This window comes from Labedaea rhizosphaerae, from assembly GCF_004362825.1.
In the GTDB taxonomy this organism is placed as follows: Bacteria; Actinomycetota; Actinomycetes; order Mycobacteriales; family Pseudonocardiaceae; genus Labedaea; species Labedaea rhizosphaerae.
In genome coordinates this window covers 748,485-772,653 of record NZ_SNXZ01000002.1, presented here as the reverse complement: position 1 = coordinate 772,653, position 24,169 = coordinate 748,485, and the positions used below count along the sequence as shown (strand labels likewise).

Here is a 24,169-nt window from a genome sequence, read left to right as displayed (position 1 = left end):
ATGTCCCATTGGGGACGTTGGGTGTCCCGGATGGGTCATTCAGGGCAGTCGGCTCGGCCCTGCTACTTGGGTGGGGAGAAGGCAATGGACTTGATCATCGTCAGGTCCTTCGCGGCCGGGTCGGGGTTGCTGTGGCTGAAGACCACTGACTGGACTGTTGCTCCGCCCGCGGGGGCCGTGAAGGTGATGAATCCGGTTTGGACGGTTCCCTGGGCGGCCTGGACCGTGCCGTCGCTCAGTTGGATGGTGAGGGTGTAGCCGAGTTTGGGGTCGGCCACGGCCGCGCGGTCCTGGATGTGGGCGCCGGTGAAGTTCACCCGGACCTCGCCCACCGGCTGGCTGAAGGTGAAGCGGATCGGGTTGGTGTTGCAGCGTTCGGCCGTTGCCGGGTCGGCGCTGGTGAGGAAGCTGCCGAAGTTCGTGATCGTGCGCAGCGCCAAGCCGTTCGCGGTCTTGCACGCGTCGGGCGCGAGCTGGGTGTCGGCGGCGATGGTGACGCCCTTGTCGGCGAACTGGTCGCCGCTCATCAGGCGGTTGCCCACCGGCTGGCCGTCGGGGGACTGCGCGAAGTCGATGAAGAGGCCGCCCTGGGCGGCGGACGGATCGGCCGCGCCGGAGGGAGCCACGGTCTGCTGGGACGCGCCCGGTGACGACGGCGCCGCCGAAGCACCCGAAGGCTGCGGACCGCCGCTGCTGGGCGCTCCCGACTGTTGCTGTTGTTGCTGCTGCTGCTGCTGGTTTGACGTCGGCTGCAGGGGAGCGGTCTGCGCGGCATTGGCGGTCTTGTTGTCACGGATGATCAACGCGCCGCCGATGGCCGCGCCCGCCATGACGGCGATCCCGGTCGCGATCCCGGCCACCCGCATCAGGCCGCCCGCGATGCGCGGGCGCTGCACGAAGGTCGCGGGACGCTCGACGTTCAGCTCGCCGGTGTCCGCCTTTACGGTCAGCGCGCGGCGGACCTCCTGCCCGGTCATGGGAGCGTTGGCGCGCACGGTGACCTGCGCGCCACCAGCCATGCCCGGCTCCAGGAGCAGTTGACGCGGCTCGAACTCGAACCCGACGCGGCTCTCCTGGTCCTTTCCGGACAGGGTGATGCCGAGCGGGGTGTTGCCGTCGTTGCCCAGGGTCACGGTGTAGTGGCCAACCCGCCCGCCGAGCACCACCTCCGGCTGGACGGACATGGTCAGCTCCGGTGCCGGCGCGACCTCCATCGGCAGCTCTTCGCAGCGGGACACCTCGCGCTGGTACGGCGAGCGGACGAGCACGCCCAGCGTGTACGGCCCGGCGGGCATGCCGCCGCGCTCGGGCACGGTGATCCGCACCTTCACCGTCCCGGTCTCGCGCGGCCGCAGCTTCACCACCGCCGGCTCGCACTGGAAGAAGTCGTCGCGGGGCAGGCCGACCACGGCCGCCCCGAAGTGCTCGACGACCGCGGTGCCGTTCTGGATGGTCACCTCGACCTCGGCGCTCTCCCCCGGTCGCACCCCGATCCGCTCGGGAGCGACGGTCACTTTCACCGGTGCTGCCACAGAATGTCCCTCTCGCTACGACTTCGGGTTGAACGTCGCCGTGTCGCTGTAATCCGTATCCATCGGGTACTCACAGAACTTCTTGAAATTGGCGCCGTCCGGGCAGCTACTCCAGAACGAGAAGTCGCTCGTGGCGTTCCCCTGGCCCGTGAGGGTGACATGGGTGCCGGGGCTAACGGTAATCGAGCACGTTCCGCTCGAGCAGTTCATGCCGCCGACATCGCTGGTAACCGTGCCGCCCGCGCCGAGGTTGCCCTTGATGGTCACGCTGAGCGTCTTGCCGTCGGTGAACGCGGCGCTCGCAACTTGATCCGCCGTGCCCATCCGAACGGTGCAGGTCGGGTTGGTCTCGGTTCCGCCGGTGGAACTGCACCCGGGGTTCCAGAAGTTGAACACCTTGCCCGGATCCGGGTTGGCGGTCAAGGTGAGCGAACTGCCTTCGGCCATGTCGGTCTCGCACGCGGATGGGCAGTTGATCGGGCCGCCCACGAGGTGCCCGCCGCCACCTTCTACGAATACGGTGAGCTTGTGCTTGGGTATGGGCTTCGGTTGCACCGTTACCGACAGGCTCGTGGAACCCTTTTGCCCGTCCGGAGCAGTCACCTTGACGCTCACCTGATACGTGCCTCCACCGGCCCATGCGTGGGGGACGGTGGTGCCGCTGTCGCCCTTGCTGTCGCCGAAGTTCCAGTCAGCGGAAGCGATCCCGCCCGTCGAGTTGGTCACCTGCAGCGTCACGGTCTCCTCGGCAACGGGATTTGCCTTGGAGATCTTGATGCCGAGCTTGGGTTTCGGCTTGGGCGGCGGTTGCGTGGGTTGGGTCGGCTGCGTGGGAACGGTCGGCTGGGTGGGGACCGTCGGCTCAGTCGGGACGGTGGGCTGGTCGGTCACCGTCGGCTGGGTGGTTTGCGTGTTCGGCGGCTGGTCCTGAGAGGACGGTGGCGGCGTCTGCGGCTGCGACGGTGGCGCTGACGGAGCCGTCGGCTTGTCCTGTGGTGCGTTGAGGCCCTTGTTCGGGTCGGCGGGGTCGTACTTGGCGGCGTTGCGGACACCACCGTCGATCCGCACGACGCCGGCCTTCTCGGTGTTGGGGTCATTGAAGAACACGACGCCGTCGCGGGTCAGCAGCTGGAACTGCCCGGGCGGCAGCACTTGCGGCTTGGCCACGACCACATGCGTGGCCAGGTCGACGATCCACACGCGACCGCCGGTGTAGTCGGGCACGAACACCCGGTTGCCGGCCTCGACGGCAGGACCGAAAGTGGTGGCGGGCGCGGCGATCGGGATGGTCGCGCCGCACTTGGCCGCGGCGAGGTCGCAGATCATCAGCACGCCACGCGAACTCACGACGTACAGGCGCTGTCCGTGCGGTGAGCCGCTGGCCTGGACCTTGTCGTCGGGTGCGACGTCGAGGTCGATGACGGTGTCGGGCGCGACGGCGTCCGGGCTGACCCGCAGGGCCTTGCGGTCGGTGATGTCGACGACCACCGGGTTGTCGCCCGCCATGGTCAGCACGCTGTTGCCCGGCTTGGCGGTGGCGCGGTGGGTGGTCTGCTGGTTGCCGACGACCCGGGTCAGGTCGCCGGTCGCCTGGTCGATGAGCCAGAGGTGCCCGGCATCGTCCATCGTGGCCGAACCGGCGGTGAGCCGGGCCGCGAGCGACTGCGGTTCGCCTTGGTTGGCCAGGGTTCGCGCGTCAGCGGCGACCAGTACACCGCGTTGGGTGTCCAGGGCGTACAAGGGGCCCTTGCCGGCGAACGCCGTCAGGCCGGCGTGGGCATCGGGAATCGGTGTCGCGGGTTTGCCCTGCTCGAACGTGGCTCCGTCGACGCGGGTGATGGTGCCGGTGGTGTGGTTGATGGCGTACGCCGTCGCCCCCTGCTGCACGACGTCCACGGCCGCACCGGGATCGGCGACCTTCACCTGCGCGGCGACCTCGGCCGACGACCCGTCCAGCAGCGTGACCTGCCCGACCTGCGAGGACGGCAGCCACGCCGCCCCGGAGAGCAGGTTGATCTCCCGCGCCGGGTTGCCATGCCCCGCACCGACCAGCACCGCGGCCGCGAGGGCCCCGACGCTCGCCAAGGCGGCGGCGCTGGTCCCGATCCGACTGCGGTTCAGATGCATGAGTCCTCGATCAGGTCAGTCCGAAGGTGGCTTTTACGTGCTTGTCCGAGGTCATCGTCACGACGCACTTGTCGGTATCGGGATAGGTGCCGGGGATGATGCTGTCGCAGCCTTCCTCCCACGGGTTGGTGTACGACTGTGAGTCGGGAACGAGCTCGAGCGTGACCGTCTTGGCGGGCGTCGAGTGGAAGTAGACCGTGCAGGACGGCGGGCAGGCGACGCCGTCGCCGGTCACGTGGTTGTCCGTTCCCGGATATTGGTTGATCGTGATGGTCAGCTTGGGCATCGGGGTGAAACCCGCCCCCGTCACCTGGTCCGCGAACATGTTCACGGTGCACGTCGGCTCGGTGGCGGTGCCGCCGGTGGTGGAACAGCCGGGCATGAAGTAGCTGAACTCGTCCTGTGTGGACTCGTGCGCAGTGAGGACCACCTTGGAGTCCTTGTCGACCTTGGCCGTACAGGTCGGCGGGCAGTTGATCGGACCGCCGGTCATCGAGCCGCCGCCACTCACCATCACCTTCAGCTCCACCTGCGGCACCCCGACCTTGACCGAGAGCCCGGTGCTCGCGCTCTGGCCGTCGGTGGTCGTCGCTCGCACGGACACCTGGTAGGTCTTGGCCGCGTCCCACTTGTGCTGCACCGACAGCCCGGTCGCGCTCTTGCCGTCGCCGAAGTCCCAGCTCGCGGACGCGAGGCCGCCGGTCGAGTTGGTCACCTCGAGCGTGACCGGCTCACCGACCGTGGGGTCGGCCTTGGAGACCTTGATGCCGAGCTTGGGCTTCGGCTTCACGGGCGGCGGCGTTGTGGTGGTCGGTGGCTGGGTCGGCACGGTTGGATTGGTTGGCACCGTCGGCACGGTCGGCACCGTCGACTGGTTCGGGCCGGTGGCAGATGTCGGTAGCTGCGTGTCCGTCGGCTGGTTCGGCGTGGACGAAGGCGGCGTCTGGTTCTGCGTCGGGGATGCGTTGGGCGTCTTGGTGTCGGGCGGCGCGTTGAGGCCCTTGTTCGGATCGGCGGGGTCGTACTTGGCGGCGTTGCGCACGCCGCCGTCGATGCGCACGACTCCGGCCTTCTCCGTGTTGGGGTCGTTGAAGAACACGACACCGTCGCGGGTCAGCAGCTGGAACTGTCCCGGTGGCAGGACTTGTGGTTTGGCCACGACGACCTGCGTGGCGAGGTCGACGATCCACACGCGACCGCCGGTGTAGTCCGGGATGAACACCCGGTTGCCCGCTTCGACCGCCTGCCCGAAGGTGGTGGCTGGGGCGGCGATCGGGATGGTGGCACCGCACTTGGCGGCGGCCAGGTCGCAGATCACCAGCACGCCACGTGAACTCACGACGTACAGGCGCTGCCCGTGCGGCGAACCGCTTGCCTGCACCTTGTCCGACGGCGAGAGGTCCAGGTCGATGACCGTGTCCGGCATGACCGCGTCCGGGCTGATGCGGATGGCCTTGCGGTCGGTGATGTCCACGACCACCGGGTTGTCGCCGGCCATGGTGAGCACGCTGTTGCCCGGCTTGGTCGTGGCGCGGTGGGTGGTCTGCTCGGCGCCGACGACCCGGGTGAGGTCGCCGGTGGCCTGGTCGATCAGCCAGAGGTGGCCCGCACTGTCCATTGTGGCCGAGCCGGCGATGAGCAGGGCCGAAAGCGACTGCGCGCGTCCTTGCGGGGCAAGGGTCCGGGCGTCGGCTGCGACCAGCAGTCCGCGTTGGGTGTCCAACGCGTACAGCGGGCCGTTCCCGGCGAACGCGGTCAGGCCATCGTGGGCGTCCGGGATCGGTGTCGCTGGTTTGCCGTGCTCGAAGGTGGCTCCGTCGACCCTCGTGATGGTCCCGGCGGTGTGGTTGACCGCGTAGGCCGTCGAGCCTTGCTGCACCACGTCCACCGAGGCACCCGGATCCGCGACCTTCACCTGCGCGGCGACCTCGGCCGACGACCCGTCCAGCAGGGTCACCTGGCCGACTTGCGCGGATGCGAGCCAGGCAGCGCCGGAGAGCAGGGTGACCTCGCGTGCGGGATTCCCGTGTCCCGCACCGACGACGACCGCGGCCGCGAGGGCACCGGCGCTCGCCATGGCGGCGGCGCCGGTGCCCACGCGCTTGCGGTCCAGACGCATCAGCCCTCGATCCGCGGGTTCACCCAGGACGCCCAGTCCTGCTGGGAATCGCCCTTGTCGTCGACGCGCAACGTGAGCTGCGTGGCGCCGGCGCAGCCGGTGAGGTCGACGTCGAGCCCGAGCATGGTGCCGTCTTCGGTCTTGTTGCCGATGCCGCCCGCGCATTCGGCCCCACCCGGTGCCTTCACGTCGACCCCGAAGGTGACCTTGCCGAGTTGCGGCTGGGCGACGCCGTCGCACTTGATGAAGCCGACGGTGGCGCGGAAGTGGTCACCGGCGATGATCGGCGCCGACAACGTGTACTTGCCTTCGATCCAGCCACCGGGAACCCATTGCGGGTGGGTTTCCAGGTAGGACGGTGCGCTGCCGTCCTCCAACCGGCACGGCTTCCCGTTCAGCTGGTATTCGCCGTCGCGGTGGATGACGAAGCCGCGGTTGTCGGTGTCTGAGCCGTTGAACGGCAACGCACCGGCACCGCTCTGCCAGGCAGCACCCGGCGCGGCAGCCAGGAGGTCGACCGAGGTCGGACCCGTGGAGACGGTGATCGCCACGTCGCTGCCGGGGGCGGCGGACTTGCCCGGCGCCGGGTTCTGGGCGATGACGACCCCGGCGGGCACGGTGTTGCTGGCGACCGTCGACACGACCGTGTTGAGCCCGAGGGCCTCGATGGCCGACTTCGCCTCGGTTTGGCTCTTGCCGACCACGTTGGGCACGGTCACCGTCGGCGGCGGCGTGACCGTGAGGCTCAGCGACGTGCTCGCGGTGCGCATGTCAGGCAGAGTCGCGGTGACCGTCACTTGATACGTCTTTTCCACCGCCCATTTGTGGGAGACGGTGAGACCCGCGCCCTTGGTGCCGTCCCCGAAGTCCCAGATCGCCGCCTTCGGCGCCGGACCACTGGCGTTGGTCACCTTCAGCGCCACGTCGTCGTTCACCGCGGGGCTGGTCGTGGACACCGTGATGCGCAGCCGTGGTTTCGCCGGAGGAGGCGTGCCTCCGGGCGGCGGGGTGGTGACCGGGGTGGTGATCGGCGTGCTGCCGGGGTTCGCCGGGGGCTGCGGTGTGTTGGTCCGCGGGGTGTCGGTGGACGGGGTGTTGTTTTGCGGCTGTTGCTGGTCTTCCGGCTTCTGCGGGTGCTGGTCCTGCGGGGACTGCTCCGGGGTCTTGCTGTCCGGTGGCGCGTGCAGGCCCTTCTTCGGGTCCTTCGGGTCGTACTTGGCGGCGGGCCGGACACCGCCGTCGAGACGGATCACACCGGCCTTCTCGCTGCTGGGGTCGTTGAAGAACACGACACCGTCGCGGGTCAGCAGCTGGAACCGGCCGGGCGGAAGCACCTGCGGCTTGGCCAGCACGGACCGGTCGTCGAGGTTGATCACCCAGACCCGGCCGCCGCCGTAGTCGGGCACGAACAGCCGGTTCCCGGCCTCGACGGCGGCGCCGAGTTCGGTGGCCGACGGGTCGAGCGGCACGGTCGCGTCGCAGCTCTGGGCGCCGAGGTCGCAGAGGATCACCACGCCACGCGAGGTGACGACGTAGAGCCGCGACGAGTGCGGCGACCCGCTGACCTCGACCTGGTCGGTCGGCCGCAGGTCGAGGTCCAGCACCCGCGCGGGCCTGCCGGTCAGCGGGTCGGCGGTGCTCACCGTGCGGTCGGTCGTGTTCACCACCACCGGCCGGTTGCCCGCGATGGTCAGCGCGCTGGTGCCCGGCTCGGTGAACCCGCGGTAGGTGGTGCGGGTCGACCCGGCCACCGAGGTCAGGTCGCCGGTGGTCTGGTCGATGATCCACAGCGTGCCCGCGTCGTCCATGGCGGCACCGCCGGCGGCCAGCTGCGCCGCGAGCGAGATGGGGCGGCCGCGGGGCGCGAGCGTCACCGGGTCTGTGTCGACCAGGAGACCGCGCTGGGAATCCAAGGCGTACAAGGACTTCTCGTCGGCGAACGCGGTCAGCCCGGCCCGGGCCGCCGGAATCGGCGTGGCGGGCGCGGTCGGGTCGAAGGTCGCGCCGTCGACCCGGCGGACCGTGCCGGCCCGGTGGTCGATCGCGTACGCGGTCGAGCCCTGCTGCACCACGTCGATCGGGTCACCCTGCGGCGCCACCTGGACCTGTGCGGCGATCTCCGCCGAGGACCCGTCGAGCAGGGTGACCTGGCCGACCTGCGACGACGGCAGCCACGCCGCGCCGGAGCGCAGCCGCACCTCACGCGCCGCGTTGCCGTTGTCCACACCCGTGAGAACGAGCCCGGCCACCGCCGCGACGGCGATGACCGAGCTCGCACCGGCTTTGAGCCACTGGCGCCGCATGGCCTGACTACCCCCTGGTCAAGTGCTCGAGCGCGCGCTGCCTGCGCCTGCGGTCGCGTCGTCGGGTGAACAACGGCCGCGGGTCGAGCCACGCGCGCACGGTCGCGAACGTGCCCCTCGTCTTGCGCAGTTCCCGGCCCAGCTGCGCATCCAGCCGCCACGCCTCGGCGACGGCCTGCTCCTCCGGCTCGTCCGGGCTGCTGATCGCGGCGGTCACGATCGGCGCGAGCACGGCGACCGCGCCGACTTCCTCACCCAGCCGCTCGCGGGCCTGCTCGGCGACCTCGGCGGCCGTGTGCGCCGCCGTGACCGGAACTCCGTGCTCCACCAAGCGGTCCGCGGACTCCTGCCACGCGCCGACGATCTTCGCGGCCCGGCTGCCGGTGCGCCGCATCCGGCGCCTGCGCACCTTCTCCGCGGCCACCGCGATCGGGGTGAGCACGACCAGGACGCCGAGGCCGATGGCCACGAACAACGCCCAGTCCAGCGGCGTCAACGACGACGTGGCCACCTTCGGCAGGTTCGGGTCCTCGACCGGCTGGGACGCCTTGGTCTGGTCGTCCTGCTTGTCGTGCTGCTGGCCGGTGTCGGTCTCGGGCTCCTTGGGTGTCGTGCCCGCGTGCCGCTGCGGGTCGGTCGGCTCGAAGGTCACCCAGCCGTACCCGGCGAGCTTCACCTCGGCCCACGCGTGCGCGTCCTTCGAGGACACCGTGTAGCTGTCGCCCTTGCGCTCCTGCGGGTTCAGCAGGTAGCCGACCGCGACCCGGGTCGGGAAGCCCTGCGACCGGGCGAGCACGGCGAACGCGGACGCGAACTGCTCGGCGTAGCCGACCTGGTCGGCCGGGTTGGGGCTGAACAGCCTGCGCACGGCGTCGTAGGAGTGCCCGGGCCGCGAGTCCAGGTTGTACGGGAGCCCCTGCAGGTACTTCTGGATCGCCATCAGCTTGTCGTAGGGCGCGGCCACCGCGCCCGCGAGCTGCGCACCCTTCGCCGCCACCTCGGGCGGCAACCCGGGTGGCAGGTCGGTGTAGCGGGCGACGTCGGCGTCCGGGGCGGGCACCGCGTCCGCGAGTCCTTGGCGGCCGGGCACTTCCGCGTCGAGGTCGTAGCTCAGGCCGGCCAGCGCGGGCACGTCGGTGGCCAGCGTGCCGGAGTCCTCGGCGAACGCCACGCGGTTCGCGGTCACCCGGGTCGGCGCCCCGACCTCGGGCAGGTAGGGACCCTGCAGGCCGCCGATCGTGACCGAGAGCGAGACCCGGCGGTCGGCCGTGAGGTCCCCGTCGGCGGGCAGGGTGTGCCCGGCGAGCAGGAACCGGTCGCTGGAGGTCCACAGTGCACCGTCGAAGTGGTCCAGCGTGACGGTTCGCACGCGATCCAGGCCCGCGGTGTCGCCGCTCATCCGGACGGTGAACAGGTCGTGCTGCGGCTCACGCAGCTGGCCTTTCAGCGTGGACAGCGGGGACAGGCCGTCGCCGAGGTCCAGGGGCACCGGGACGACCGAACGCAGGTCGAACCGGTCGGTTCCCTTGGCCAGCGGCAACATCTGCGTGCCGACCAGCCCGGCCGCGACGGCCACCAGGATCACGGGCACGCCGAACGCCAGCCCCGAGACCCGGCGCCCGGCGCTCGTCTCGTCGCCCGCACGCACCAACGCCAGCAGCAGCACCTGCGCCAGCACGGCACCGATGAGCACCAGCCCGCCGACCGGTCGCCCCGCGCTCAGCAGGAGGTCGAGGCCGAAGGCGACCAGCAACGGCGCGAGCGGGCCCAACGTGGACCGCGTGCGAACGGCGATCACGCTGGCCGCGAAGACCGCGACCCAGGTGATCAGCGCAGGCGTGACGACCAGGTCACCGGCCGGATCGGCGGGCAGGCTCACGGTGATCATGTGGGACCAGCCGGTGCCGATCGAGCCGAGGAAAGATGTGACGGTGTCCCAGGTCGGGATGCCGTGGCGCAACGTCGACCGGAACACGGCGAACACGCCGACCACGAGGAAGCCGGCGACACCCAGCAGGATCGTCACCCAGGCCGGCCAGCGTCGCGCGGCAGCGAGTCCGCCGAGGACGGTCCCGCCGGCGGCGGCCGCGCCGATGGCGACGAGGAACCCGCGATCGCTGAAGTACCGCAGGAACGCGAGGCCGCCGGTCGTGGCCAGCGTCGCGGTCAGGATCAGCTGCAGGTACTGGCCGAGGTTCGGCAGCTCGCGCGCGGGCTTGACCTTCTTGGGCTTCGCCGGCGCCGCGGGATTCTCCGCAGCGGGGCTCTGCCCAGCGGGCATGTCGGCGGCGGGCGCCGCCACGCGTTGGGTCGGCTCGTTGCCCGGGTTTTGCGGTGGCGGTGGCTGGTGGCCGTTCGACGACTGCGGGCCGGCCGGCGGTGCCCACGGGGGCGGCCCACCGAACGGCTGCGGTGGCGGTGGTCCGGGCGTCATGTGCGCACCAACCTGTTCCAGGTCGTGGCGAACTCGTCCATCGTGCGGGCCGACAGCGCGACCACGCCGTTGAGCGCGGCCGGGGGAGCGTCGAACCGGTCGAGGAACTGCACCAGGCTGACCATGAGGAAGTGCCGACGCACGGCCGGCAGCACGGTCAGCAGGCGCGGGTCCGGCTGCCCGGTCACGACGCCGAGCGACACGCTGTCGTCGAGGGTCACCATGCCCGGCACGGCGGCGAGCCCATCGTCCGACGTGGACACCCGGGCGGACGCGAGCAGGTCGAGCACGCCGAGCGCACCCTCACCGCCGCGGTCGGTCGCGTACACCTCGCCGCCGGTGGTGCGCAGCTCCAGGGGGAACCCGCCGCGGATCGCCGCGACGGCCAGCGAGGCCGCCGCGCTCACGGCGTTCTCGAAGGTCCGCTCGGTGTGCGCCGCGGCGCTGGTGTCCAGCACGACCATCAGCCGCGGCTCGTTGGGCACCACGTTGTGGCGCACCATCAGGTCGCCTTGGCGCGCGGTCGACTTCCAGTGGATCAACCGCCAGTCGTCGCCGGGGACGTACTCGCGCAGGCTGTGGAACGCGACCCCGCCCTGGGCGGAGAAGCTCGACGTCGGGCCGTCCATGTCCCGGGTCTGCCCGGTGGGCACCGGCTCGACGTAGCTCATCTTCGGGTGCACGTAGAGCGTGGAGTAGGCCGTGTAGTCCCGGCCGATCCGCATGAGCCGGAACGGGTCCGTGTGCCCGATCGTCAGCGGTCCCACCTGGTAGACCCCGCGCCTGCCCGTCGGCAGCCGGTAGCTCGCGTGGTGCGTCGCGCCGGGCTTCAACCCGGGCACGGGGATCGTCACCTGCTGCTCGGCGACCGCCTCCGCCGCCATGATCGGCGGGCTGCGCCTGCGACCCTCGTTGGTCACGGTCAGCACGCCGAACGCCGGCTCGCCCGCGGTGACCCGCTGCGGCCGGATCTCCCGCGACGCCGCGAGGTCCGGGCGCATCAGCATCCACAGCGCGGCGACCACGAGCGTGGCCAGGCCGGCCAGACCGATCGCCACGAGTTCCGGGTAGTCGGCGAGCCAGCCGAGCACCAGAAACAGCACGGCGCCGAGGGCGACCGCGATTCCCGATTTCGTCGGCACTTCGGCCCCTAGACGCTGACCGGGGCCTGCGGCACGGGCACCGCGGCCAAGATGTTGTCCACAATGGCCTCCGTGCGGAACTCGCGCACCGCGGCCTCGGGGGTGAGCATCAGCCGGTGGCAGAGCACCGCGCGCGCCATCGCCTTGACGTCGTCGGCGGTGACGAACGCGCGGCCTTCGACCGCGGCGCGGGCCTGCGCGGCGGCCGCGAGGGCGTTGCTGGCGCGTGGGCTCGCACCGAGCTTCAGCTGCGGCACCGTGCGGGTCGCGCTGGTGATCGTCACGATGAAGTTCTGCAGCGCGGGGGAGACATAGATGCTGCGGACGATGTCGATCATCTGCTGCATCTCCTCGACCGTGGTCACCGGCTGCAGCTGCTCGGGCAGCCGGCGCGCGATGCCGTCGGCGACGATGCGGACCTCGGCCTCCGGGCTCGGGTAGCCGATCCGCACCAGCATCATGAACCGGTCGAGCTGGGCCTCCGGCAGCGAGTACGTGCCCTGCTGGTCCACCGGGTTCTGCGTGGCGATCACGAAGTTGGGCCGCGGCAGGGCGTACGCGACACCGTCCACGGTGACCTGGCGTTCGGCCATCGCCTCGAGCAGCGCCGACTGGGTCTTCGGCGACGCGCGGTTGATCTCGTCGCCGAGCACGATGTTGGCGAACACCGGGCCTTCCCGGAAGACGAACTCGCGCTTGTTGGAGTCGAACAGCTGCACACCGACCACATCGGAGGGAAGCAGGTCCGGGGTGAACTGGATCCGCTTCATCGAGCCGCTGATCGAGTGGGCCAGCGCCTTGGCCAGCGACGTCTTCGCCACGCCCGGCACGTCCTCGATCAGGATGTGCCCCTCGGCGAGCAGCCCGATAACGCAGTTCCAGACCACGGCGGGTTTGCCGTGGATGAAGTGCTCGACGTTGCGGACAAGGTCCTGGCAGCGACGCTGAACCCAGCCGACCTGTTCGGTAGGACCGGTGCTGTAGGTCATTGGTGCCCCTGAAAGCCCTCGCGGCAACGCCCACGGCTGCCGTTCGTGTCCAATGTCGGACCAACGGCCCATAGGGTTACGGGTCGAACGCAGACACGTTCGGGCTATCCGCCGGGAGATGGTCAGGCTCTACGGTGGCACGGTGACCTACCCACTCGGCGTCGACATCGGCACCACGTACACGGCGGCCGCGCTCTGGCGTGACGGTCGCGTGCAGACCGTGCCGCTCGGCAACCGCGCCGACGCCATCCCGTCGACGCTGTTCCTGCGCGACGACGGCACCCTGCTCACCGGCGAGGCCGCGTCGCGGCGGGGGCTGAGCGAACCGGACCGGCTGGCCCGGGAGTTCAAGCGGCGCATGGGTGACGAGGTCCCGATCCTGCTGGGTGGCCACAGTTTCACCGCGCACGAGCTGACCGGGCGGGTGCTGCGCTGGACCGTCGACCGGGTCGCCGAGCTGCAGGGCGGGCGGCCCAGCCACGTCGTGCTGACCCACCCCGCCGAGTGGGGCGACTACCGGCGCAACCTGCTGCTCGAGTCCGCGCGGGCCGCCGGCGTCCAGTCCGTGGGACTGCTGCCCGAGCCGGTCGCCGCCGCGACCTGGTACGCCGCGCAGGAACGCGTCGAGCCGGGCTCGCTGATCGGCGTGTACGACTTCGGCGGCGGCACCTTCGACGCGAGCGTCGTGCGCAAGACCCCGACGGGCGTGGAGATCCACGGCGAGGCGGGCGGCGACGACGCCATCGGCGGCATCGACTTCGACTACGCGTTGTTCCGGCACGTGGGCAACCTGGCCGGGATCGACGTGGCCGACTACGACCAGAGCGACCCGGCCGCGGCGGCCGGGCTCGGGCAGCTGTTGCAGTCCGTTGTGGACGCGAAGGAGGCGCTGTCGGCCGACACCGAGGCGATCGTGCCGGTGCTGCTGCCCGGGGTGTCCCGCCAGGTGCTCGTGACCAGGGGCGACTTCGAGGCGCTGATCCGCGACCAGGTGCTCGGCACCGTCGGCGTGTTCGGCCAGGTGGTCCGGCGGGCCGGGGTCGAGCCGCGATCGCTGCACGGGGTGCTGCTGGTGGGCGGGTCGAGCCGGATCCCGTTGGTCAGCGAGCTGCTGGCCAGTGAGCTGGGGCTGCGGGTGGCGGTCGACGCGCACCCGAAGTACACGGTGAGCCTGGGGGCGGCCATTGCCGCCGCGCCACGGGTTGCCGGTCCCCGGCCGGGGCCGATCGGACCGGTGCGGCCGATGCCCGCGCCGCCGCCTCCGCGCGGTGGTGGTGCTGGTGGTGGTGCGGCGCCGTGGCCGCCGCCCGCCCCGCCGCGGCCCGCTGCCGCGCGATCCTTCGGGCCGCCGCAAAGTGCGCCGCCCCAGGGTGCTCCGTCGCCGGGTGGCGGGCCATCGGGGCCCGGGTTTGCGGGTGCGGCGCCATCGGGTGGCGGGCCGTCGGGGACCGGGTTTGCGGGTGCTGGGTTTGCGGGTGCGCCGTCGGGGGCTTCCTCGGCGAGCGCGGCGCCTTCCGGTGCTTCGTCTCTGGGCGCTCCGCCTTCTTCCGCTCCGAACTCGCCGTCCCGCTCGGCGGGAGCGGCTCCCGCGGTCAGCGAACCGGTGGACCTCGTGGGCACCGGCCTGACGGCGGCCACCGACGTCAGCGCCGTGATCGCGGCGATCCCGCCGCCCAAGTCGGCGAACGAGCCGATGGTGATCCGCACCCGCGAGCGCACCGCGGAATCCGGCCGGACGAAGGGCCGCGGCCGCGCCATCCTCATCGCGGTGGTGATCGTCGCGATCCTCGGCGTCGTGGGTTACCTGCTGACCCGACCGTCCGATTCGGACTCCCCGGGTGGTCATTCGACGCTACCGTCAGGCTCCACATCGGACGGTGGAGCAACGGGGATCCTGACCGCGTCGGGGAAACTGGTCTCCGCGCCTGCGGGGGCGGATGCCATGCGCGCGGTCGTGGCGGCACCCTCCGGCGATCTGGTCGCCGTCGGCACGTCGCTGCGCCAGGAACCCCGGGCGTGGGTGCGCCACGGCGGTCAGTGGGCCGCCGCGACGATCGGCGGTGGTGGCCAAGGCGCGCTCGAGGACGTGGCGGTCGGCCCGAACGGTCTGGTGGCCGTCGGCTGGTCCGGTGCCGGCGATGCCCGCCGTCCCGCAGTGTGGACTTCGCCTGACGGTACGAAGTGGACCCTCGTGCCCGCCGCGGCCGACTTCGCCCCAGGCAAGGGCATCACGGAACTGACCGCGGTGACCGCCGACGGCGACCGTCTGCTGGCGGCCGCCATCGACCGCCGCACCGACCGCGCCGACGGCGACGTGGCCGTGTACTCCTCGACCGACGGGACACAGTGGACAGCGGCGCCCGCGACCGGCCTCACCGGTCCGGGACCCCAAGCAGTGCAACGGATGGTCCGCACGTCGGGCGGCGTCGTGGCAATCGGCTCGGCCCTGACCGGCGCCCATCGCGGTCCCGTGATCTGGACCTTCGCCGATGGCAAGACGTGGAAGGCGGCGAGCGCGGTGCCCGCCGGTTCACCCGCGCTGTGGGCCATCGCCGAGCAACCGGGTGGGACGACGATGGTGTGCGGTTCGACCGGTACCGCCGATGCGCCGTCGGTGGCCTGCTGGCGCAGCAAGGACGGCGGTGACTGGACGGAGCTGGCCGTCAAGCCCGCCTCAGGTTCGGCGACTCCGTTGTACCTCTACGGCCTGGCCACCACCGGCGACTCGACCACAGCGGTCGGTGTAGGCCGCGACGGCGAGACCGTGGACGCGGCCACCTGGACGATCAAGGCCTGATGCCTGGTCACTTGCGGTAGGCCGGGTCCTTCCCCGGCCGGAACACGAGGTACTGGCCGGCGCCGTCCTTGATCACGATGATCTTCTTGGCGGCGTCGGCGTTGGCCTTGAACTCCGGCCGGCACCGCCCGCACACCTTCTGCGACACACCGATCGCGGTGGCTTGGGTCATCTCCCACACCTGCCGCTCGGCGTGCGAGTGCCCGTAGCGACCCATGACACCTTGGTCGTTGCTCCCGGCTCGCGAAGTCTGCCGTTTCTGCTGGTTCTTCGCCGCCTGCATGCCTTCGGCCCACGCCTTGTCCACCGCGGGCTTGATGTCGCGGGGCACGTCGTAGTCCTGGCGCGGCGGTGGCGATCCGGTCCGCGCGATCGCATCGAACGCCGCGTCGATCTCCGCGTCGGTGGGCAAGATCTCCGGGTGCTCCGCGATCACCTTCTGCGTGATCTTCATCTGCTGGTACTGCGCGGAGATGGTGGAGACCACGATCGCGAGCCGCTGCGGGTCGTAGTTCTCCGACTCGGTGTCGTCGCTGCCCCAGCCGCTCTTCGCCGTGTACCCCTTGCCCACCGCGAAGGTCTTGCTCGTCTCCTTGTCCTCGTCCTTGAGGGCATTGAGTTCCTTCACCGCCGCGTCGAAGCCGATGTCGGCTTCCGCGCACAACTGGTCGATCTGTTCGCCCTCGTTGAGCTGCGCCACGAGTTCGGGATCGGATTTGATCAGGGCCACCATCTGGTCGACGAGCGCCTTGCGCGGCTCGATCGGTGTCTCCGGCGGCAGCGCACGGTACTGGCCCAACAGCGTGCGCAGGTGCTCCAGGTTGGTCACCGGTTGCGGTTCGGAGGCCACCATCAGCTCGCCCTTGGGATCGACGAAGATCTGGTGGTCGTGCCCTTCGATGTCGAAGTGCACGTGCAGGTCGATCGCCGGCTGCGCCTGGGCCGGTTCCGCCGCCTTGTCGCCGCCGAGGCCGAGGGCGTTCAGCGCCGCCCCGCCCAGCTCGAAAGCCTTGTCGAACAACCAGTCCAGGGCCTCGTCGATCAGCTGGCGCAGGCCGCCGATGATCTCGACGACCTTCTCCGGCACGTTGCCGAGCCCGACCTGGTTGGCCAGGAAGCCGATCGCCACCGGCACGGCGTGGCCGAGGCCCTGCTTGATCTTCTCCGCCCCGGGCGCCACGTTCCCGGCCGCCACCTGCGCGAACGTCGTCACGTACTCGTTCACGATCTGCAGGATGTCGCGCAGGTAGTCGATGGCCGACTGGATGGCCTTGAAGAAGGCGATGAAGCTGTTCACCACGGCCATCACGCCGGTGGGGTCCAGCATCGAGATCAGCTTGGCGGTGACCTTCTCGATGATCTGGGTCATGATCCACTGCTCGGCGGTCTGCAGCAGCATGTCCCACAGGCCGGTCAGCTTGTCCACCAGGTGGTGCCAGACGGCGGCGACGCCACCCTCCTGCACGTCCTTGATGAACGCCCAGGCCTCACCGAGGGCACCGACGCCGGCCCGCAGCTTGGCCGCCTTCTCCGGGCCGATCTTCTTGCCCAGCTTCTGCCACAGCGTGTCGACCGTCACCCCGAGGACCTGCAGCACCAGGTCCAAAATGGACTTCAGGGTGAAGTCCGGGGGCGCCGTGATGCCCAGCGGCCCGAGCCCGCGGAAGAGCCACGACGCCAGCCCGGACATCAGGAACTGCAGGATCTCGTCGAAGAAGCCGGTGAAGCCCGCCTTCAACGCCTGCAACATGTTCTGCAGGAACGCGACCGGGTCCTTCTTGATGTCCTCGATCGCCGCCATGGCGTTGTTGATGATGCTGCCGACGAGGTCCGACGGGAAGTTCATCAGCTTCAGGATCAGCTCGATGACGACCTTGACGACCTCGGTGACGAACTCCAGGATCCGCCCGAGCGGCTCGCCGACCTTCGCCAGCACGCGCTCGAACGCGGCCGCCGGCGCCAGCAAGTCGTTGAGGGTCAACATGTCCCACACCGCGTGGAACGTGCCCGTCACCATGTCCCACGAGATGCCCAGCCGCGTCATGGCCGCGGTGATCCGGCCGGCGGCGTCGGCGATCACGCCGGACTCGGCCAGCTGGTTGTACGTGGCCTCGCCGTTGGGCATCAGCGTGATGAAGCCCTTGATCAGGTTCTCCGGCGTGCGCGGCACGGCCTCGCCGGTGAACGGGTTGCGCTCGATGATCACGGTCATCAGGTGGAACCCGGGCATCCGGTGCGCGTTCTCGCTGAGCCAGCCGAGCAGCGACTTCTTGATGATCTCCAGGACCTTGCCGATCACCGTCGATGCGAACGCGCCGATCCGGCGCACCAGCGCGAACGCCCGCTCGGCCAACTGCGGCAGGGTGTCCAGCAGGTGGGGCAGGTTCTGGGGCTGGATGGCGGCCCACGCGTCGCGGAACAGCGCCATGAGCTCGCCGGTGATGCTCGAGAACGTGGCGAACTGCGTGTCCAGCCAGTCGGCGGTCTGCTGCAGCGTGCCGCGCTCGGTCATCTGCGCCAGCACCTGTTCCTGGCCGATCAGCCGCAGGAAGTCCCCGAGGATCTCCACGGTCGGCGCGTCGACATCGGTGCCACGCAACGGATCGTGGTGCAGGACCTTGCGCGCCAGGTCCCAGACCGGCTTGATCTCCGGTGTCTCCAGGTGCGGCTCGGCGACCTCGGCCACCGCCGCGCGCACCATCTCGAGCACCTTGTCCACAAGGGACCCGACGAACGCGGTGACGTCACGCAGGATGGCGTCGACGTACCGGCGCACGATGGCCGCGTTGCCGTCGATGCCCTTGGTGACCGACACCTCGTCCCACGCGGCCTCGACGTCGTGCCCGATCCGGGCCAGGGTCAGGTTGTGCTCGGCCAGCCCGCCGGTCACCAGCGACACGATCTCGCCGATCACCTTCATGCCACGCAGCACCGGCGCGACGCCCGCGCCGAACGGCCCGAAGGTGAGCAGGCTCTCCAGCAACTGCTCGTTGCTGGCGGCCACCGGCTGGTCGGTGATCAGGTCCTTGCCGACGATCTGGGTCAGCAGGGTGTACCCGGGCACCACCGACAGCGTGGTCCTGATGCCGTTGAGGATGGAGTCCGGGATGAGGTCGGTCGCCGACACGTCCCGCGCGACCACTGGCGGCGCGGCGGAATTCGGCACCGGGATCGGCCGGCCGCGGTCGGCGCTCACCTGGCGCGCCACGGACACCGCTTCCCGCTCGCTCGGGTCCGACGGGCTGCTGACGGTGGTCGCCGACGCGAGGCCGCCGCCCCCTTGCTGGAGGGTGTGCGTGACCTCGTGGGCGAGCAGCTCGTACCCGGAGGGGGAGTCCGGGGCGTATTCGCCCTGTCCGAAGTAGATGTCCTGGCCCACGGTGAACGCCCGCGCGCCGACGTCGGCCGCGAGGTCGGCCGACGTGCCGCCGACGTGCAACCGGACGTCCGTGAGCGGCGTGCCGAACGACTCCTCGAGCGTTTCTCGTGCCTGGTCCGGAAGTGGCATGCCCGCTTCGGCCGACGACAACCGGCCGGCGAACCCCTCGGGCGCCTGCCCCGAACCGTCGCCCGCACGCCGGATCGCCCGCTGCACCGCCCGGTTGCCGCCCGCCAGCACCCCCGGTTGGCCCAGCACATTGGGTTGACCCTGCGCTGCGGCGGCGAACGACGGCCCACCCGAGCTCAGCAGCCGGCCCATGGCCGCGTTGCCCAGACCCAGGCTGGTTTCCGGAGCCCGCGCGACCTCGGGCTCGGCAACGGACACCGGCGCGCGGACCTGTTGCCGCGCTACCGGTTCCTCTCGAACCCCCGCGTCACCCACGCGATCCGGCTCCGTTCTGGCTCTGCACCTCTTGCCCGGGAGGTCGTCGCTGGTCGCCCGGCGCGTTACTGGCGGCGGCGAGCCCTTCACACGTGCGTTGCAGCACTTGAGCCGCGCGCGCCAGCGCCGGGTCGGACAAGCGGTTCTGCGCGACCCGCCGCCAGTGCGAGTGCAGGCCCGTCAACACGGCCTGGACGTCCTCGCGGGGCGCGTCGCGGCGCAGGCCGAGCCGGTCGAGCACCGCGGTGCCGTTGCCGCCGAGGAGCTGCTCCATGGCCGCGAGCTGCTCCGGCGCGCCCGGGATCGAGCCCACCCGCAGCTCGGTGAGCAGCCGGATCTCGGCCAGTTCGTGCGCGCCGACCCGCAGGCGTTCCACGGCTTGGCGCAGCCGCGGCGCGGCCGGGATCGGGTCCTCGCGGGTCACGGTGTCGATCAGCCGCAGCGCGCCGTCGGCCTTGAGCACGTCCCGGCGCCCGGCGAACTGGTTCATCAGCAGCCCGCGCAGCTCGTCGAGTCCACTGTGGGCACGCAGCAACGCGGCCAGCGCGGCGGTGTCGGCGGTGCCGTTTCGGATCGCGTCCAGGCTCAGCCGGATCCCGTAGATGCCGAGCTTGCCGAGCAGCCGGGCGCGGATCTCCGGCGACACGGGCACCGCGTTGTACGGCGCGACGAACCGGGTGGCGGACAACAACAGCGGCGCGCACGCGGGCGCACCGGCGGCGGCCAGCGCGGCCAGGCCGGCGAAGTCGTCCGCGGTGATCGTCGCCGCGGTCTCGGCCAGCAGGCCGGCCACCGGCAGCACCGTGTGGACCAGCCCGCGGATGCGCGGATCGGCGCGGTAGCCGGCGGCCACCCGCTTGGCGTTGGTGATGGCCTGCGGGTCGCCGCCGCCGACCTCATCGGCCCGCGAGAGCACGCCGATCGCGTTGACCGGGTTGGTCTCGGCCGCGTCGGTGTCGTGGAAGGCGTCCAGGAAGTCCACATCGGACGAATGCAGGTGCCGCATCAGGTACAGCACCGCGTCGACGCTGCCGGTGTCGCCGAGGAAGTCGTGGGTGCGGCGGCCCGCCGACTCGGTGAGCGAGCCCATGCCGGGTGTGTCGACGAGCGTCATCGTGGCGAGCCAGTTGCTGGGCAGCCGGACGTCGATCAGGTCGACCTCGTCGGCGGAGAGCCCGTCGAGGGCGAACGACCACTGGCCGTCGTTGTCGCCGATGGCCAGCCGGACCGGCGGCCGGCCGCGGGGGACGGCGGTCGCCGCCGGTTCCCGGCCGTAGCCGTACCACGTGATCACGCGGGTGCACTCACCCGCATCCGTTGGCGCGACCCGGGTCCCGACCAGTGCGTTGAGCAAAGTGGACTTGCCGGCCTTGACCCGGCCCGCGATCGCCACCCGAAGTGGGCCGTCCAGCCAGCGTGCGGCATCGGCGAGCCGGCGTTCGGCGGGCCGGCCCTGGTAGCTGCGGGCGGCCTCGCCGAGCAGCGACCGGACCCGCGCCGCGAGCGGCACCGGGGCGGTCACCGGGCACCCGCCATGCGATCCACAGTGGACAAGAGACCGGCCACCCGGTCCAGCTCGGCCTTGGCGGCCGCACCGCGTGCGCTGGCCGCCTGGGTGTCTGCCTGCGCGGCCCGTTCGGTCGCCACCTGCTCGTGCTTGGCCGCCGTGACCAGTTCGGCGGCCTGGTCGAGGTAGTAGTCGCGGATGCGGATGCGGCCGTGGCGGATCAGGTCCTGCGCCGCCCGCGCCGCGTCCATCCGGGCCTGGGCCAGGTATGCCGCGACGGCGCGCTGCGCCTCGGCCCGGGTCGTGTCCAGCTTGCTGGTCTTGTAACTGCGCACGGCCTTGTAGGCGAAGACGCTGCCCAGCACGGCCGTGATCGGCAACGCGATCAGCAGGCCTGGGTGCAACGTGGTGACCAGCAAGGTGGTCACCACCGAGCTGGACAACGACCAGCCGCGGGCCGCGTGCATGCCGACCTCCAGTTTGCCGCCCTTCTTGCCGGCCAGCTGCCCGATCGCGACGTCGCCGCCGAGCCGGCCGCCGGCCGTGGTGGCGCCGACCGAGCTCGCGGTCGCGTTGAACACCGCGGCGATCTCGCCCGCCAGGTCGTCGATCGACTCGATCAGCTTCGTGTGCGCGTCGGTCAGTTCCTCGTTGGTGCGCCGCTGCAACCACGGCACGATCTCCGCCCACTCGCGGGTCGGGTCGCCCTCCTTGACCCGGCGGGTCGCCTCGCCCTCGACCCGGCGCAGCCGCTCGGTCAGGTTCGTGTCCAGGTTCGACTGGATGTCGGCGAACCGGTCGTTGATCGTGTTCAGCCAGCGCGACGAGGAACCGGCCAGCTGCCGGGCGCGTTCGGCGGACTGCTCCACCTTGCGTTGCACTGCTGGGCGTTGGTCCGGTTCGGTGAGCGCGGCGTGCTCGGTCGCGAGCGCCTCGGCGACCTGCCGCAAGGCACCACGGGCCACGTCGGCCGCCGTCGCCACCGACTCGGCGGCGTGCACGGCGGTGAGCCGGGAGTTCAGCCGGTCGGCCAGCACGGGGAAGCCGCATTCGGCGTTGAGCGCCGGATCCCCGGTGGCGAGCGCGAGGTCGCGCAACGTCGACGACACGGCCACGATCTCGATGTCCAGGTGGGCGTCGGCCAGGTGCGCCCGGTCGAGGTCGAGGATCTTGCGCCACTGCGGGTAGAAGTCGATCTTCGTCATCGCGATCAGCAGGTTCGGGCACGCCTGCGCCGCGTGCTGGATGAAGTCGAGCTCGGCGGCGGTCAGCTCCTGCGACGCGTCGGTCACGACGATCACGCCGTCGGCCAGGTTGAGCGCCCGCATCGTGGCCGCCGCCGAGGCCGACGCGAACCCGCCGCCGAGCCCGGGCGTGTCCATCAGCACCAGCCCGCCGGCCAGCAACTTGCGTGGCAGCACCACTTCCACGGCCTGCAGCGGCTCGTCGGCGTCGGTGGTGCCGCGCAAGGCGTACGACGCGGCTTTGCGGGGGTCGATCGTGACGGTGCGCGGTCGCTCGGCGCCGTCCACGACGAGGGCTGCCGCCGGCTTGGTGCCGTGGCGGACGATGGTCGGCACCGCGGAGAACGCGGTCGGGTCCACCCCGCACACCTCGATGCCGAGCAACCCGTTGACCAGCGCGCTCTTGCCCTTCTTGAACTCACCGGCGACCAGCACGTGCCACGCGCCGGAGGTGAGCTGGCGCCGCGCCTTGGTCAGCTTCTCGGCGAGGTCCTCGCGGCCGGCCCGGCGCGTCTCCTGCACGGCGGCGTCGAGGACCTGGAGCATCTCGGCGGTCTCGGCCGCGTTCCTGGCGCCCATCAGTGCGCCCCCGCCGGGTCGTGGTGGCCGTGGTCGTCGGCCACGCCGAAGTCGTCGCCGTGGGTGTCGGCGTCGTGCGCCGGCCACGCCGAGACGTGGGCCAACGCGTCGTCCATGCCGTCCCCGTCGACGTCCGTGCTGGCCATCAGGTCCGCGTGGTGGTCAGCAGCGTGATCGGTGTGATCGGCGTGGTGCTCGGCCGGGGGCGCGTGGTAGGCCTCCGGCGCGGCGCCGGTGAGCTGCTGGCTCGCCGACACGGTGACCGGGTCGGCGTCCATTGCCGACGGATCGTTCTGCACCTGATGGTCGAAGTCGTCGCCCGCGGCCTGCTGGTGGGCCGACGGGGTGTACGGCGTGACCGCGCCGTCGGAGATGCCGGGGATCACCACGGCGTACTGGAACCGGTGGGTGTTCGCCTCCCACGACCCGACGCCGTACTGGGATCCCTTGGCCTCCATGGTCTTGCCGTTGCCGAGGCTGATCACGACGTGCGAGTGCGCCGGGTGCCCGGAGTCCGGATCGGACGAGAAGCTGAACAGCAACGCGCCCGGGGTGTGGATGCCCTGCTCCACCGGGATCGTGTAGCCCTTCTTGTGCAGGAACTCGTACTGCTCCCACGCCGTGCGCGGCAGGTCCACCCCGACCTGGTGGGTGGACCACTGCACGAGGTCCGAGCAGTCGAACGCGCTCGGGTTGGGGTCGTCCATCCCCGCCTTCGCGCCCCACACGTAGTCGTCGCCGGTCTGCGCGGTCGCCACCTGCAGGAACTTGTCCCGCCTGGGGTTGTCGCCCGCCGCCGGCTGGGCGCTCATGGTCTGGACGTCCTGAGTGGACTCGGCCGGCGCCGGGGTCGTCGTCTTCGGGGTCGCTGCCTGCGGGGTCAGGGCGACGCCGTACTCGTCACCGGCGCTCGCCGGTGGGCTGCCGCCGGCCATCGCGTCCGGCGTGCCCGCGTCCAGCGCGAGGCCGTATTCCTCGGCCTCGGTCGTGGGCTCGGCGGTCGCCGACGCGGTGTGGGCGTTGACCGCGGCGCTGCCGTCCTCGGTGGACGGGTGGGTCGACTGGGTCGCCTGGGTCGGGTGACCGGTGTGCGCGCCGCGCGCGTCGCCCGCGCTCGTCGGGTGCCCGTAACCCGCCGACCCGCTCCACATCCCGTGCCCGGAACCGTCGCCGTACGCGGCCGCGGCGGCCTCGGCGTCGGAACGATAACGCAGGTAACGGGCCGAGACCCCACCATGGGTGGTGGTCCAAGGTGACACATCGGCGCCGCCTTGCGATACCTGGTACGCGGCCTTGGCGTTCTGGACCGGGTCGTACAGGTCGTACTTGGCGAGGTCGGGATGAGAACGCACGTTGATCTGCCACAACCCGCGGCTGTCCTCGCCGCGCGGGTTGCGCGCGCCGCCGTTGCCGCCGGACTCGGCGAGCGCGACGGCCGTCATCGTGGCGGCCTGATCGGGGGAGAAACCAGCCTCGCGTGCGAAGGCGTAGATCTGTTCGGCCGTATACCTTGCCATCGTCGCCCCCGAACCCTGGTCCGTGCCGAACACCGCGAAGTCCACCGTGTCGCTCC

General features: G+C 71.1%; 12 protein-coding genes. 1 reads left to right on the top strand and 11 read right to left on the bottom strand.

Translation table 11 applies throughout. The features are described 5' to 3' along the window. Positions 1 to 62: 62 nt before the first annotated feature. From EV186_RS12730 to EV186_RS12700, 7 genes are read right to left on the bottom strand one after another with little or no spacing between them, the layout of a single operon-like run. On the bottom strand, positions 63 to 1,514 hold the full coding sequence (locus tag EV186_RS12730; protein ID WP_166659151.1) for a COG1470 family protein: 1,452 nt from the start codon (positions 1,512 to 1,514) through the stop codon (positions 63 to 65). 33 nt (positions 1,515 to 1,547) lie between these two features. Beyond that, positions 1,548 to 3,659 carry a PKD domain-containing protein gene (locus tag EV186_RS12725; protein WP_133849425.1) on the bottom strand — a complete coding sequence of 704 codons (2,112 nt, stop codon included), beginning with the start codon at positions 3,657 to 3,659 and terminating at the stop codon, positions 1,548 to 1,550. Between the two features lie 10 nt (positions 3,660 to 3,669). After that, positions 3,670 to 5,778 carry a PKD domain-containing protein gene (locus EV186_RS12720; RefSeq protein ID WP_133849424.1) on the bottom strand — a complete coding sequence of 703 codons (2,109 nt, stop codon included), beginning with the start codon at positions 5,776 to 5,778 and terminating at the stop codon, positions 3,670 to 3,672. Continuing rightward, on the bottom strand, positions 5,778 to 8,081 hold the full coding sequence (locus tag EV186_RS12715) for a PASTA domain-containing protein (protein ID WP_133849423.1): 2,304 nt from the start codon (positions 8,079 to 8,081) through the stop codon (positions 5,778 to 5,780). The genes EV186_RS12720 and EV186_RS12715 overlap by 1 nt, the downstream gene beginning before the upstream one ends. Positions 8,082 to 8,088: 7 nt before the next feature. After that, the gene (locus EV186_RS12710; protein WP_133849422.1) at positions 8,089 to 10,515 is read right to left on the bottom strand and encodes a transglutaminase TgpA family protein; all 2,427 of its coding nucleotides are present in this window, start codon (positions 10,513 to 10,515) and stop codon (positions 8,089 to 8,091) included. Beyond that, entirely contained in the window at positions 10,512 to 11,657 is a 1,146-nt protein-coding gene (locus EV186_RS12705) for a DUF58 domain-containing protein (RefSeq protein ID WP_133849421.1), read from the bottom strand. The genes EV186_RS12710 and EV186_RS12705 overlap by 4 nt, the downstream gene beginning before the upstream one ends. Before the next feature lie 8 nt (positions 11,658 to 11,665). Continuing rightward, positions 11,666 to 12,646 carry an AAA family ATPase gene (locus tag EV186_RS12700; protein WP_133849420.1) on the bottom strand — a complete coding sequence of 327 codons (981 nt, stop codon included), beginning with the start codon at positions 12,644 to 12,646 and terminating at the stop codon, positions 11,666 to 11,668. A gap of 142 nt (positions 12,647 to 12,788) precedes the next feature. Between EV186_RS12700 and EV186_RS12695 the strand changes: the two genes are divergently transcribed. Next, on the top strand, positions 12,789 to 15,443 hold the full coding sequence (locus EV186_RS12695) for an Hsp70 family protein (RefSeq protein WP_166659150.1): 2,655 nt from the start codon (positions 12,789 to 12,791) through the stop codon (positions 15,441 to 15,443). A gap of 7 nt (positions 15,444 to 15,450) precedes the next feature. Here the strand turns inward: EV186_RS12695 and EV186_RS12690 are convergent, their stop codons facing one another. Genes EV186_RS12690 through EV186_RS38875 form a run of 4 tightly spaced genes read right to left on the bottom strand, consistent with a single transcriptional unit; the run spans position 15,451 to position 24,158 of the window. After that, on the bottom strand, positions 15,451 to 19,209 hold the full coding sequence (locus tag EV186_RS12690; RefSeq protein ID WP_208115584.1) for an eCIS core domain-containing protein: 3,759 nt from the start codon (positions 19,207 to 19,209) through the stop codon (positions 15,451 to 15,453). 49 nt (positions 19,210 to 19,258) lie between these two features. Next, entirely contained in the window at positions 19,259 to 20,788 is a 1,530-nt protein-coding gene (locus tag EV186_RS12685; protein WP_166659149.1) for a dynamin family protein, read from the bottom strand. After that, positions 20,785 to 22,596, bottom strand: coding sequence for a dynamin family protein (locus EV186_RS12680; protein ID WP_133849416.1), 1,812 nt, complete (start codon positions 22,594 to 22,596; stop codon positions 20,785 to 20,787). Before EV186_RS12680 ends, EV186_RS12685 begins: the two co-directional genes overlap by 4 nt. Continuing rightward, positions 22,596 to 24,158 (bottom strand): NlpC/P60 family protein, encoded by a 1,563-nt coding sequence (locus EV186_RS38875; protein WP_166659148.1) that lies wholly within the window; start codon positions 24,156 to 24,158, stop codon positions 22,596 to 22,598. Before EV186_RS38875 ends, EV186_RS12680 begins: the two co-directional genes overlap by 1 nt. Positions 24,159 to 24,169 lie beyond the last annotated feature (11 nt).

Coding starts and splice junctions, on each gene's coding strand:
- EV186_RS12725 (WP_133849425.1), bottom strand. CDS start 3,659: ATGCATCTGAACCGCAGTCGGATCGGGACCAGCGCCGCCGCCTTGGCG.
- EV186_RS12680 (WP_133849416.1), bottom strand. CDS start 22,596: ATGGGCGCCAGGAACGCGGCCGAGACCGCCGAGATGCTCCAGGTCCTC.
- EV186_RS12720 (WP_133849424.1), bottom strand. CDS start 5,778: ATGCGTCTGGACCGCAAGCGCGTGGGCACCGGCGCCGCCGCCATGGCG.
- EV186_RS12710 (WP_133849422.1), bottom strand. CDS start 10,515: ATGACGCCCGGACCACCGCCACCGCAGCCGTTCGGTGGGCCGCCCCCG.
- EV186_RS12700 (WP_133849420.1), bottom strand. CDS start 12,646: ATGACCTACAGCACCGGTCCTACCGAACAGGTCGGCTGGGTTCAGCGT.
- EV186_RS12715 (WP_133849423.1), bottom strand. CDS start 8,081: ATGCGGCGCCAGTGGCTCAAAGCCGGTGCGAGCTCGGTCATCGCCGTC.